14 protein-coding genes and 1 pseudogene are annotated in these 12,775 nt (G+C 68.0%); 7 read left to right on the top strand and 8 right to left on the bottom strand.

What is annotated here, in order from left to right; translation table 11 throughout:
- Nucleotides 1-22: 22 nt before the first annotated feature.
- Both BCD48_RS41135 and BCD48_RS41130 read right to left on the bottom strand, forming a co-directional pair.
- Entirely contained in the window at nt 23-361 is a 339-nt protein-coding gene (locus BCD48_RS41135; RefSeq protein WP_071053825.1) for an acyl-CoA dehydrogenase family protein, read from the bottom strand.
- A gap of 154 nt (nt 362-515) precedes the next feature.
- Entirely contained in the window at nt 516-836 is a 321-nt protein-coding gene (locus tag BCD48_RS41130) for a 2Fe-2S iron-sulfur cluster-binding protein (protein WP_071053824.1), read from the bottom strand.
- A 271-nt stretch (nt 837-1,107) separates the two neighbouring features.
- Between BCD48_RS41130 and BCD48_RS52985 the strand changes: the two genes are divergently transcribed.
- Nucleotides 1,108-1,278, top strand: coding sequence for a hypothetical protein (locus tag BCD48_RS52985; RefSeq protein ID WP_206745037.1), 171 nt, complete (start codon nt 1,108-1,110; stop codon nt 1,276-1,278).
- Nucleotides 1,279-1,301: 23 nt separating this feature from the next.
- On the opposite strand, the gene BCD48_RS41120 is transcribed toward BCD48_RS52985, so the two are convergent.
- The 5 genes and pseudogenes from BCD48_RS41120 to BCD48_RS51770 all read right to left on the bottom strand — a co-directional run bounded on the left by BCD48_RS41120 (nt 1,302) and on the right by BCD48_RS51770 (nt 4,860).
- Nucleotides 1,302-2,150 carry an SDR family NAD(P)-dependent oxidoreductase gene (locus BCD48_RS41120; RefSeq protein ID WP_071053822.1) on the bottom strand — a complete coding sequence of 283 codons (849 nt, stop codon included), beginning with the start codon at nt 2,148-2,150 and terminating at the stop codon, nt 1,302-1,304.
- Between the two features lie 521 nt (nt 2,151-2,671).
- Complete coding sequence (locus tag BCD48_RS41115; RefSeq protein WP_071053821.1) at nt 2,672-3,064, bottom strand: hypothetical protein; 393 nt, start codon at nt 3,062-3,064, stop codon at nt 2,672-2,674.
- 452 nt (nt 3,065-3,516) lie between these two features.
- Nucleotides 3,517-3,636, bottom strand: a pseudogene (locus BCD48_RS57035) (thiolase C-terminal domain-containing protein); the annotation flags it as partial.
- Between the two features lie 526 nt (nt 3,637-4,162).
- A complete protein-coding gene (locus BCD48_RS41110; protein WP_071053820.1) occupies nt 4,163-4,738 on the bottom strand; it encodes a hypothetical protein in 576 nt (191 codons plus the stop codon).
- On the bottom strand, nt 4,702-4,860 hold the full coding sequence (locus BCD48_RS51770; RefSeq protein ID WP_157910623.1) for a hypothetical protein: 159 nt from the start codon (nt 4,858-4,860) through the stop codon (nt 4,702-4,704). The genes BCD48_RS41110 and BCD48_RS51770 overlap by 37 nt, the downstream gene beginning before the upstream one ends.
- A gap of 360 nt (nt 4,861-5,220) precedes the next feature.
- On the opposite strand from BCD48_RS51770, the gene BCD48_RS41105 reads away from it, so the two are divergent.
- Nucleotides 5,221-5,964: an SDR family NAD(P)-dependent oxidoreductase gene (locus BCD48_RS41105; protein WP_071053819.1), complete on the top strand. Its 744-nt coding sequence runs from the start codon at nt 5,221-5,223 to the stop codon at nt 5,962-5,964.
- A 122-nt stretch (nt 5,965-6,086) separates the two neighbouring features.
- Here the strand turns inward: BCD48_RS41105 and BCD48_RS48045 are convergent, their stop codons facing one another.
- The gene (locus BCD48_RS48045; protein ID WP_083419982.1) at nt 6,087-6,263 is read right to left on the bottom strand and encodes a MarR family winged helix-turn-helix transcriptional regulator; all 177 of its coding nucleotides are present in this window, start codon (nt 6,261-6,263) and stop codon (nt 6,087-6,089) included.
- 343 nt (nt 6,264-6,606) lie between these two features.
- Between BCD48_RS48045 and BCD48_RS54565 the strand changes: the two genes are divergently transcribed.
- The 5 genes from BCD48_RS54565 to BCD48_RS41085 form a co-directional block, all read left to right on the top strand.
- Nucleotides 6,607-6,807: an SDR family NAD(P)-dependent oxidoreductase gene (locus BCD48_RS54565; protein ID WP_071053818.1), complete on the top strand. Its 201-nt coding sequence runs from the start codon at nt 6,607-6,609 to the stop codon at nt 6,805-6,807.
- Between the two features lie 301 nt (nt 6,808-7,108).
- Entirely contained in the window at nt 7,109-9,379 is a 2,271-nt protein-coding gene (locus tag BCD48_RS41095) for a diguanylate cyclase domain-containing protein (protein ID WP_241842380.1), read from the top strand.
- A gap of 419 nt (nt 9,380-9,798) precedes the next feature.
- Entirely contained in the window at nt 9,799-9,924 is a 126-nt protein-coding gene (locus tag BCD48_RS55220) for a hypothetical protein (RefSeq protein WP_274536633.1), read from the top strand.
- A complete protein-coding gene (locus BCD48_RS41090) occupies nt 9,921-10,922 on the top strand; it encodes a VOC family protein (protein WP_071053817.1) in 1,002 nt (333 codons plus the stop codon). Before BCD48_RS55220 ends, BCD48_RS41090 begins: the two co-directional genes overlap by 4 nt.
- Before the next feature lie 899 nt (nt 10,923-11,821).
- Nucleotides 11,822-12,775, top strand: a 954-nt coding sequence (locus tag BCD48_RS41085; RefSeq protein WP_071053908.1) for an ABC transporter substrate-binding protein, incomplete at its 3' end; no start/stop codon positions are given.

Genomic DNA, 12,775 nt, shown 5'->3' with positions numbered 1-12,775 from the left:
CACGGGGCGACTGCGTTGCGGCCTATCTTGAGGATCGGCGGATCTTGACGTAATCGGGATCGAGGTCCGCCAGCACTAGGACAAGCCCTTGAAACCTCTCTCCGCCAGTGCGAACGAGCAGCAGCACGACCTGCGCCTCGAGCGCCTTGGACGTCCAGACCTTGCGGCCCCCCAGGACATACCCGCCCTTCCCGTCCGGCTCCGCCCGGGTGCTGATGCGTGACGTGTCCGTGCCGGCGTCGGGCTCGGTGAGGCCGAACGCGACGTTCAGATCGGCCGCCGCCCTGGGGAAGGAACTGCGGCCTCGGTGATCCCACACCTTCCCCAGCCGAACCCCTCGGGCATCGCGATGCCGAGCCACCCGCCCTCCGCCATGACGTTGTAGACCTCCCAGGAGAGGCGCGCGCCATCGCGGTACGGAGCGGCTCCGCCGGGCTACCCCTGACGCGCGACGGGCCGATCTGGCCGCGTGCCGTGACGAGTGGTGGCCGCGGGGCTCGTCAAGGAACCGTGGGTCACTTCGGCCGTACGCCGGTCTTCTGCACGGTCACCTCACCGAGCACTTCCGCGCGACACGCCAAGCGCGCCTCGCCTGGGCCATATTTGGCAGCGCGCGGCAAACAGTGGTCGAGAGCGTCCTGCTCGTCAGGCGGGATGGGGCCGAGCTGGTGCGCACCCTCGATGACCTTGACGTAGCACGCTGTGCACTCGGCTTGGCCCCAGCAGACGGTCGGCCAGTAGTAGCCGAGGCGCCACGCTGCCTCGATGATCGTCTCGCCCGGCTCCGCGTCGAGATGGATGCCGCTGCCTTCGACGTGGACGACTCGGCGGCTCAAGTCACCGCTCCTCAAGGCGGTCCAGCAGGGCGTACGGCACGTAGTTGGCCCAGCCGTCGCCTGGCCGGTTGAACCAGCCAGACGAGGCACAGGTACCGCCGTCGGGGTCAACGGCCTTCCGCTCACACACGCCGACAGTTGCAACATGAGGAACACGACGCACCCCGCCACGTCGGTCACCTCGCATGATCGGCCCATCGGGATGGCAACCCGATGTCCCGCCGGGTCCGATATCGATGTCGGACCCGGCGCACTGCATGCCATCCTCGGCGTGGCTTCGTCGGCGACGGATGACCTCGACGCACCCGTCCGCCATCCCAGCACCACAGACCTCAGCCGCTTCGGCAAGCCCAGCCTCTGCTACACCTTCGTCCGTGTCGACCAGACCGGCACCGCCTTTGACGTCATGCAGAACACCCGTGCGCCCGATCCGAACCAATGATGCGGGAACCATTGCCACGCGACTCACGTCTCCGCAGAAAACTCAAAGTCGTCCAGTACTTGCTGCTGGCGGGCGCGCACCACGTCCTGCATCTCGGGATGGGTGAAGATGTATGGGCGGTTCGCCCGGATGCCCCGCACGACAATCGGCCCCAGAGCCTCGATCGGCATCATGCCAGGCGGCATCATGCCGGGCGGCAGCGTGCGGCCCGCCATCGGGTCGGACATCGGCCCGCCGAAGCGCTCCGGGCGGTGCCGGGCGGTGGTCGAGACCAGGCTGGTCGCCACCGCCCCGGGGCAGAGCACCGATACCCCGATACCCTCGGGCGTCAGATCGTGCCGCAGCATGTCGCCATACCCCACGACGGCGTGCTTCAACACGGTGTACACGCCGGTGTTCATGCCGCCGGTCTGCTCCGCTGGCAGCGCCACCATACCGGCCATCGACGACGTGAGGACGATGTGTGCCCCGTCGTCGTGCGCGCGCAGCAGCGGCAGGAACGCCTCGACCATGCGCACGGCCGCCATGAGGTGAAACTCGACGAACCACGCCCACACCTGCTCGCTGGAGGTCGTGACCGCGGCGTCGGTGAGGACGCCGACCGTGTTCACGAACACGTGCACGCGGTCCAGATCATCCGCAGCCGCGGTCGCGAGCTTCGCCACCGAATCGCTATCGGTCGCGTCCACGCGTGCGGCACGCGCGTCGCCACCGCTACGGGCGATCTCGTCGCGTACCGCCCCGGCATTCTCGGCGTCGATGTCGGCGACGAGGACCCGCATCCCCTCACCGGCGAGACCCAAGGCGATCCCGCGCCCGATCCCGCTGCCACCCCCGACAACCACCGCGCCGCGTCCGTCGAGCTTGTCCATGCACATCAGTCCTTTACATCGAATCTGGCCGGGCAGCCGAGCTACACACCCTGCCTGGCGGATGGCGATCTCGTCTTACACAACTGTCTATAAGAGGCTAGAGTCCGGCGCGGCCGACGCGATCGGTCGCGGACCCTCGACTGCCGCACACGAGGACGGGTACATCGCGGACGACGTCGACCGTTGTCGTCGCCATTACAACGCCCTTGAAGCGCCCCGGCTAGGCGACGGAGAAGGCGGTGGTTCCCGCCTTCTCCCCTCGGGCCGGTGTCCTTCGTCACCGGAGCAGTAATCCCGGTCCCCGTTGACCCGGTTCCGCCTGGCCTGCCTTGTCCGTTCAGCCATCTGGTGGGCGAACGTCGGGAGGAGGTGAGGTCGGCCAGCGCGAGGATCGTCGCTGGGGTAGTTGCTGGTCGACCCGGGCGCCCAGGGGCAACAGCGCATCCGCGACGGCGTTGGTCACCGTCGCGAGTGCCCCGCCTTCGCCGACGCCGTGGAAGTCGAAGTCAAAGTCGCCGAGGCTATCGGAGGGCAGGTGTTCGATTTCGACGTCTGGGATCTCGGTAGCGGTCGGAAGCAGGTAGTCCATGAACGTGGCGCCAAGGGGATTGCCATGCCGGCATTGCCTGCGTGAAAGCGGCGCCGACGTCTCTCAGGGTGATGGGCGGACTCGCGTCCAGAATGTTGTCGCCGAGCTCGTCGCAGGTGGCCGGTGCATCGCTGTCGAGGGCAGCGTCGTACCCGGTCACCGCCGGCAGCGGGTCGTAGTCGACCTCGGCCAGGTCGCAGCCATCCTCCGCTATGTACCGGCTCTCGGCCACGACCATCGCGACCAGGTCGTCGACGAACCTTCCCCGCCCCGTCAACAGCCGCCGGTCCTCGACCCTCGCCGCCCACTCGCCGACGAACGTCACCGGTTGACCTCCTGTCTGCGCTGTGCCCGCGCGGACGTACTGACGGCTTCGAACCGCACAACGACCACACGCCGCCAGCCCAGCGAGACGTAGGTCGCGTCGATGTTGGCCGCCACCGCTGTCGCCGCCCGAGCGGGATCGCCCGGGCTCGCCTCTTACACTCCACCGAGCCTTGTATACAGTACCAGGGTCAGTGTATACATTGGCGAGCGATGTCCGGTTACCCCACGACGAGCCGATCGCCACCCAGGGCAGCTGTCCATGAACGCTTCGGGGGCGCGCCGGGCGCCCGCCGACCGGGGTCGCTGCGCCGGGCGACCACCCGCGACGCGCTGCGGCCAGACAAACTCCTCGGACCGGTCACCGTTGTGGCGCGGGGCGCGACCTGCGCGCCGCGTTCGACGGCACCAGCACCAGCCTCGACGCAGCGCGCCTTGACCTTCAGGTTGATGACCCGGAGCGGCTGGTCCGCCAGAGGTGTTGAGCGGCAGGTCACCGTCACGGGCGATCCGCCTGCCACCCTCAACGAACGGCCTCGACTCACCGCGGCCACAGAAGCCGAGCGCTTCCAGCTAGTACAGGACAATGCGCCCGCCGGCCGAGGGCCGCGTCGTACGCGTCGCTGTCCGCCGCTCGGTGACCGGTTTCTGCTCGGCATCGGGGTCGGCCACGCCCCGGGGTGGACGCCGGGGAGCTCCGGCCCGCACCGCCCGCCGATGGCGGCGATGGGGCTTTCCTCGGCAGCCTCGCACAGCGGAGCCACCGGTGCTGGCCGAGGGGCGGGTGCTGGCCGCGCTCGGCCGGTGTCCGGATCCCAGGACCGGAACGACCCGTCCTATGCCGCGCTCGAGCCTTGACGCCCGACCGACGCTCTCCCGCCCACCACACTCAGGCGAACCGCCGCCAGAAGATCAGGGCCCCTCAAGCGCCCGCTTGATCATCTCGGCACCGACGTGCGGTCGGTACGCAGGTCCAGGCCGTTTCACCCAACAGACTGCCGAGACCCTAACCGGGCAGATCCTTCACAGCGACGAGTCCCGGAAGAGCTGGGCCTGAGCGTCGCCGGCCACCGCGACAAGGTCGATGGTCTTGGCGGCGCTAATCCTTCAGCGGTTGCTGCGCCTGGAGTTCAATGAGCTGCCCGAACGGGTAAAAACCCGGACCGATGACATCCGTGTAGAGGAACGCCTGGTGGACCTCGGTACCGAGCGAGCGGAGCCCGACCGGAAAGGGTGGGTACACCGTCACGCGACCGGCGAGTTCGGCGGGAAGCTTGTGTTCGAGACGGTCGAGCACCGTCTTTAGCTCGTCGAGGTCCGGATACCGCAGCCCGAAATGCGCGACATGACCAGGCTTCTTCCGTACCAGATCGTTTTGCTCGAGCGCGACGCGAAGCTCGTCGTCGGCCTGCATCCTGCGCCTGAGGACGTCCTCGAGCTGCAGTTGCGACTCGCCGATCTCGGAGACGTACAGAACGTTGTTGAGCCTATCGAGCTCGCTCGCCTCCGCAAAGACAGCCAGGTACGTCGACCTCGCCCCGAATTCCTTCGTGACATCTAGGACGGTGCAACCCAGCGTCTCGAACAACAGGGCCGCGAGCTGACCTTCGCCAGAGCGGTGCAGCAGCTCGACATGGTTCAGAAAATGATTGTTGTACTCGGTGAAAGTCCCCACAGCTTGCGATCCTCTCGCGTTGCTTGAATGGAGAACGAAGCGGCCAGCAGAAACTCGCCGGGGATGATGCGCTCACGAACGGCATCGATAATTTCCCACACGTCGAGTACCGCCGGCTTCATGCGCGTCCGCCTCACGCGTCACGCTCGTCTGGGCCGCCGCGCTGTCCCGTCGGCCTTATCCTCCCGAATCCTGAGCCCGCCCCCTCCCGTGCTCCGGCTCGCGTCGCGACCGCGGTTCGACGCCACTCCGACCCTGATCCACCGCGAACGGCCAGGTCACGCAAGGTGTGCCTCTCGACGGCCGAACGAGCGAATCCTTATAAGTTATGTGACTACGGTACAGTCACCGCTGAGCCCGGTCAAGAGCCTGTCCGCCCCTTGCGCGTCAGCGTCATCTTGTATACAAGATAGGTTCCTGCATACATCACGAGTCCGACCTCAGGGAGAGCCGATGCGCCTGGCCGGGGAGGAAGAGGTACCATGAGCCGAGTTGCAGCCGTCACCGGCGGCGCCTCGGGCATGGGACTATCCATCAGCGAGCACCTTGCCCGCCGCGGACACCGCGTGGCGATCCTCGACGTGAATGGGGACCTCGCCCATCAGGCCGCCGAAGGCCTACAGGAAAGCGGCGCGAAAGCTATGGCGTGCGCCGTAGACGTCTCCCATCGAGCCGCGGTCGACGAGGCGCTGGCAAAGGTGCGCGCCGAGTTCGGACCCGTCGAAGTCATGGTCACCTCCGCCGCGGTCGCGCCGTTTCATCCCTTCACCGAGATCACACTCGAGTCATGGCACCGTGTCCTCGCGGTGAACCTGACCGGCACGTTCCACTGCTTACAGGCGGCAATCCCCGACATGGTCACCGCCGACTGGGGCCGCATCGTCACGATCACGTCATCGGCCGCCCAGATCATGACCCCCAACCACGCGCACTACGCCGCGTCCAAGGGCGGCGTGATCACGCTGACAAGAGCGATCGCCTTTGAGTACGCACGGCAGGGGATCACGGCGAACACCATTGCACCCCACATGATCGACACCCCGATGTACCGCCAGGCCCGCGTCGAAATCGGCGATCCGACGGGCGACGGGGGTGCCAGCCGCATCCCCGTCGGCCGGCTGGGTACGGGCGACGACATCGCCGCCGCCTGCCTGTACCTTTGCTCCGAGGAAGCCAGCTACATCACAGGACAACTGTTCGGCGTCAACGGCGGAGCCATCCCGTAACGCGGCGGCTCGCGACATGAATTTTACCTTTCAAAACTCGCTGGGACCACTTGCCTGCGGCAGACTGCAGGTTGTCAACGACATCGTCCAGGTCCTCGGCCACGGAGATCGGGCGTCAGGGCTCAAGCGCGCCCGTTTCGCTCGACGAGACCCAGGCCTTCCAGCGCGGTGAGCGTCTGCTGGGCCGCCTGCGGCGTGATGAACATCAGGCGGGCAAGGTCGGCGGCCGAGAGCCCTGGGCGTTGGGCGAGCCGGATCAGGACGCCACCCTGGGCAGAGGTGACGCCGTGGGCGCGCATCGCCTCGTCGGCGGCGCGCCGGGTGTAGTGGAAGGCCTGCTTGATGAGCCACGAGATGTGCTCTCGCGGTTCGAACTCCCCTCCCGTTACGCACCCCCGATCTGGTCGCCGCGGCCCGTCGGGCCGGCACCCGGTGGCCCAGTCACCCCGCGCACCGGCCGCCCTCGGATCACAAGTTCTTGTGAAGCACAGCGAGCGTATGCTCGCTTACCGTAACTTCACCGTCAAGAGCTTGATTACCACGTTTGTATACGAATCACGATATTGTATACACGCACCCGCGCGTGATCCGCGTCAGGCAGAGACGGAATGCGGCCGTCGACGAGGGCCCGCCCGCGCCACCGTGGCGACGTTCGGGCGCATCGACGTCCTGGTGAACAACGCGGCGACCGTCGCCGGCCGCAAATGGGACGTCGACTACCTCAGCAGCGAGGAGTACGCCGTCCACACGGAGGTCAACTTCTTCGGCGTCCTGCTCTGCATGCAGAAGGCCATTCCCGTGATGATCGAGAACGGCGGCGGCTCCATCGTCAACATCTCCTAGGTCGGTTCGTTCAACGCGTGCGGCTTTGACCGCGACGGGCTCAGACGAGCCGCGAGGGCGTGCCCGGAGGCGCTCGTCGGGTACCCGTGCCGCGCGGGACGCGCTCGCCGCCGACGGCCAGATCGCCTCGCCGACGATGTCGCGTCGGTGTCGATGACCCATCGGGTTATAACAGGCCGGGCGCGGCTACTTACTGTGAGTGTCGGAAGATATCCGACCCGTGACAGCGGACCGATCGGGGTCGCGGATGTACCCGCGGAAGCGTTCGATGACCGGCGGCCCTGGCTTGCGGTGGTGGTCGGTGGCGGTGGCGTGTGCCGTCCTGACCCTCGCCGTGGTGATCTGCGCCGTGACTGTCCCCACGACGGCGGCCACGTTGATCGTCCGCTCGACGAACGCGGCCAGCTGTCTGGCCGCCGCGGTCTGCATGGCCTGGACCGGCTGGCGGACCCGGGGCGCCGACCGCCGCTGGCGTCTGATCATCGCGCCAGCGGCCGCGGTGCTGGCGGCCGCCTCGGCGTGGTATGCCCAGCTCGGCCTCAGGCACGGCGAGCCGTTTCCCCCGCAGCTCCCGGCGTCGGCAGCGGGATTCGTCCTGACGGCCGTGCTGGCGCTGGCCGGCGTGCTGGCATTCCCCACCGACCCGCTCAACGCTCGCCGGACCGACGACAGCGGCTCTTACTGGTACGCGATCGTTGCTCTCGACAGCCTGGCGGTCGTCGGCTCCGTGGCCACACTCCTGTGGTCGGTGCTGCTGACACCGATCGCGCGGAGCGCGCACATCGACATCCGGACACTCACCCTCCCGATCGTGGCGACGCTCGGCAGTCTCCTGCTCCTGGTCGGTGTCCTGCTGCTGGGCACCGTCCGCCGGCCACGATCAGGGCTCGCGCTCGGCCTGCTCGGGGCCGGCATGGCCGGGCTGACGTTGACCCTCACGGCCGCCATGTTCAACATCGCCGCGGGAGGACGCGGAACCGTGCCGGTCACGGACGTCGGGTTCGTCGTGGGCTGGCTGCTCATCTTCCTGTCCGGTCTCGTGCCGATCCGGGCGGCGCGACCCTCGGACCTGGACGACACCCGTCCTCAGACGCTGCGGATGCACGCGGTTCTGCCGTACGTGGCGCTGGGGGCCGTCGGCGCGCTGGCCGTCGGCCAGACGATCGCCGGCACGCCCATCGGCAGCGTCGAGCGGGACGGTCTGCTCGGACTGCTGGTGGTGGTGCTGATCCGGCAGGTGCTGACATTGCGGGACAACGCCCGGCTGCTCGCCTCCGTCCAGGCGAGCCGGCGCGATCTGCACTACCAGGCCTCCCACGACCCACTGACGGGACTCGCGAACCGGGCGCTCTTCACCGACCGCCTGCGGCACACTCTCGCCCAGCGCGACGACCGCCCCTTCGCGCTGCTGTTCTGCGATCTGGACAATTTCAAACAGGTCAACGACACCTTCGGTCACCCCGCCGGAGACGAGCTGCTACGGATCACCGCCCGCCGGCTCCGGGACGGCGTCCGATCGGGGGACACCGTCGCCAGGCTGGGAGGTGACGAGTTCGCGGTCATTTTCGAGAACAGCCGCGACGGCCCGGGGGCCGAGTCACTCTCGCGCCGTCTCGCCGCCACCATCCGTGCACCCTGCACCCTGGCGGGACACCGCCATCGCGTCGGCGCCAGCCTCGGGCTGGTCCTCGCGAGCCGCGACGGCGGCCCGGATGCCGCCGAAACCCTACAGCGCGAAGCCGACCTCGCCATGTACGCGGCAAAGCGCCAACGGAAAGGCGAGCTGGTCGTCTACCGCCCCGACCTCACGATGATCGACACCGCGCCACGGATGTCCGACGACCTCACCCGCCTGCTGCACGGCGAGGACGACGCCGGCACCTTGGACGTCGCCTACCGGCCCGTCGTCCACCTCCGGGACGGGCGGACCGTCGCGGCGGACGCCGAGCCACGCTGGCGCCATCCAGGCCACGGCGAGATCCCGTCCGGACAGCTACGCCAGCTCGCCGACGAAGCCCGGCTGGCCGACGGGCTCCTCCAGCTCACGCTCCAACGGGTCTGCGGCGACCTCGCGACCACCGAGCGATGCTCCGCACCCGTGCCCGTCCTCGTCACCATCCCCCTCGACGCGATCCTCGACCGCACGCCGCTGACCGACATCGCCGCGCTGCTGCCGGGCCCCAGCCCATGCTCCCTGATCCTCACGCTCGCCGGCACCCGCGGCGGCGCGGACCTGGCCGCGACGGTCCCCGCGCTACTACCTCTCACCGACCGCGGCGCAGCCCTCGCGCTCGACGGAGTCGGCGAGAATGCGGACATGTTCGCCGCCTGCCGCGTCCTACCCATCCGAATGATCAGGATGCACCACTCCATCACCGACACCGGCGCCACCGACCGCGCCCAGATCCGCCAGGTTCGCGACACCATCCTCGCCGCCGCCGCGCGCCTCGAGCTGATCGTGACGGCCACCGGCATCAACGACCACACACAGGCACGCGAACTCGCCCTCGCCGGCTGCGACCTGGGCACCGGCCCGCTCTACGGCCAAGCCCGCCCCCTCGCCGACCTGTGATCGACGCCACCCCGACCCTGATCCACCGCGAACGGCCACGTCATGCAGGAGTGCCCCTCGACGGCCAAATGGTAAAGCCTTATAAGCTATAAGACCATGGTACGATCACCGGCGAGCCCGCTCAAGAGCCTGTCCGCCCCTTGCGCGTCGGCGTCATCTTGTATACAAAATGGGCTCGTGCATACATCGCGAGTCCGACCTCAGGGAGGGCGACGCGCCTGGCCGGGGAGGAAAGAGGGGATGTCACACCCACTTCATGCCGTCAGCCTGGCACAGCTCCGATGCGGCGATCCCAAGTCGGAGGTTGGCCGCTACGGGCAAGGTCCTGGCCGAACGCGCGGAGACGGGCTGCCCCAGCGGGCGGCAGACATGACGTGTACTGGTGCCGGGGCAACGGCGAGGTTGGAAGTGCAGGTCCGATGACTGCAGGGTTTGAGCTGCTCTTGGACCGGCTCCCGAGGCTCCGGCTCACCGAGGAGGCCCGGGTGTTCGGTGCCGGCCTGCGCGGCCCGAAGACGCTGCACGTCGCCTGGGACGCGGCGTGAGCATCACATTGCTCTACGGGTGCGCCCACATCGAGCTCACCGTCCAGGACCTGCGCCGCGCCACCTCGTTCATGGCGACCGTGCTCGGCGCCGGCCCGATCGAGCAGAGGCTGGCCGCGGACCTCAACACGACCTTGGCGGGCGTCTTCGCCGTGGAGCACCTCGGCTGCGGCAAGGCCGTGTTCCAGTTCTGCCAGCCCCTCACCGCGTCGGAGCCGCTCGACCAGCGGACGGTCCACCGGCGGTACCTCGATGACGTCGGGCCCTGCGTCACGAACCTCAACTACTACGTCGACGACACCGAGCACGCCCACGAGCTGCTGGCGGCCGTCGGCGCCCCGACGCTCATGGCCGGCCCGTCGTGGTTCATCCCGTCCCTCGGTGACTACGGGCCCGACAACACGAAGCCCGTCGACGAGCGGGCGAACCTGTACTTCATGGGGTCCCGCTCGCTGCTGGGCTTCGACCTGGAGCTGCTAGAACCGAACTTCCGGTACCTCGCCAAGCAGACGCTCCAGTACCCCGCCTTCGTGCAGCCCCGGCCGGTCGTCGACGACCTCGTCGACGACCTGCTCCGGCTGCGGGTCGTCGTCGGCGACCTCGAGGCGACTCGACGACACCTGACGTCGCTCGTCGCCCCCGCCAGCCGCGGTACGCCGCACAACCTCCCCGCGGGCGCGTGGGGGAAGGGGTTCCGGATGAGGGTGGGCGGGCTCGAGATCGAGTACGTCGAACCGCACCCCTCCGCCCCGCTCGCCGGCCCGCTGGAGCGGTATGGCCCCGGCGTGGTGAGCGCGGTCTTCGGCGTGGGCGACCTCGACGGCGTCGTCCGCCAGATCGACCAGGCCGACCTCCTCGGCGCGCCGGACGCGTTCGCGAGCACCCTCGACGACACTGGCACGCGGACCTACGAGATCGGCAGCCGTGACATCGTCGGGTTCGACATCGTGCTGGAGGAAACGCCGGCGACCGCAGCCGCGACGCTCGCCGCTTCGTAACTCCTACGACGTCGCGTGCGGCACGCCCTGTGGGGTGCCAGGCTGGAAGTCGACCTGGGCCCGTGACCTGGGACGATCCGACGTTCCGCCCACCGCCACGATGGTCAGCTGTGTCCGTACACCTGCTCTATTTGATCTTCGTTCGGGTGTGTGGCCGGCTGGTGCTGCTCGGTCGTTCGTCGGCATCCAAGGACATCCAGCTTCTCGTCCTTCGGCACGAGGTTGCAGTGCTGCGCCGTACCCAGCCGCGGCCGAGATGGGACTGGGCGGACCGGGCGGTGCTCGCCGTGCTGCTCAGGCGCCCACAACCGCATCAGCCGCCTTCATGCTGACCTCCAACAGCAATGGCCGGACCTACCCGAGACGGTTGCCCTCGGTGACCTGCTCGCAGGCGTGACCTCGGTCAGCTAGGGGGCTGTTTCAAGATCGGCTTCGGCCCATCTTCCACTCAGTCGCAATTTCAGTGGTGACTATCTGTTGACGGCGGATGGTGGAGGATGAACCCACCCGAACCTGGACTGGTCCCCGGCGTCCGGATCGGCGCGCTGATGGATCACGCGTCCCGCGCCGGTGGCGACACCGAAGACCACCATCATTAGGCGATCCGACGGGAATAACAGATCACAATGCCTATCTACTCTCTGTTACCGCTGAATGTGAGACGGAGCCAGAGTTCGTTGTTGTAGGCAACCTTTCCAGCGCGACCCGCGCCCATAGCCACTGCCCGTCCCGCCGGCTGGCCAGACCCGTCCAGATCGCCGACACCTGCCGGCCCATCAAGATCTGCCACGGTCGGCGCGTTGGAGAATCGCAGCCCTGGAGTGTGCGGACCGGCCGTCGGTGGACAAGGCCCAGGCTGTCGCGCTTCGTATAGAAACGTCAATGGGAGACGGCATTTCATGATCCTTCGCTGCCTGCGCATGCGTACCGCTTCGGCGACGATCGCCGCCATAGCCGTCGGGCTATCCACCGCCCTCGCCGCATGCGACACATCGTCGAACTCGAATACGAGCGCTGCCAATCCCTGCCCGACGCAGGAGCCAGGCGTGACCGCCGCTTCCATCAAGATCGGCCTCATCTACCCCGACACCGGGGCCCCCGAGATCGCCTCCGCGTTCAAGGCGTCCCGCAGCGGCGTCGAGGCGCGCATCGACCTGCAGAACGCCCGTGGCGGCGTCAACGGCCGCGAGATCGACCTGGTGTGGGGCGACGACCAGTCCGACGCCGAGACCTTCTCCACGGTCGCGCACGACCTGGTCGACACCCAGCGGGCCTTCGGCCTGATCGCCACATCGATCGTCCTCGACAAGTCAGCCGGCTGGCTCGAGAAGGAGAACATCCCCGTCACCGGAACCGGGACGAGCGCCACCTGGAGCAACCACCCCAACCTTTTCCATGCCGGCAACCTGTTCAACACCGGCGGCACCTCCGTCTTCGGCGACTTCGTCAAGGCACAGGGCGGCAGCAAGGCGCTGGTCGTCGTCGACCCGAACGTCGCGGCATCCCGCAGCCTCGCGATGCAGTTCGTCCCCAGCCTGCAAAAACGCGGCATCCAGATCGTCRACGAGGTYACCTWCACCGAAGGGGTCACAGACCCGGCCCGGGTCGCCGCCGAGCTGAAAAATTCCGGCGCGGACACGCTCATCGGCGCCGCCCAGTCCACCCCCTTCATCGACATCTACGCGAAGGCCAAGGCCCTCGGAGCCAAGATCAAYGTGGCGTTGAGCGCCACCGGTTTCAGCCCTGGTCTGCTCGCCCAGCGAGGCAGTGACATGGCCGGAATGTCGATCATGTCAAGTGTCGCCGCACAGGGCTCTCCGGTGATGGACGCCTACCAGAACACCATGACCACC

This window comes from Pseudofrankia coriaricola (assembly GCF_001854805.1).
GTDB lineage: Bacteria > Actinomycetota > Actinomycetes > Frankiales > Frankiaceae > Pseudofrankia.
This window is presented reverse-complemented; position numbering and strand designations above follow the sequence as displayed.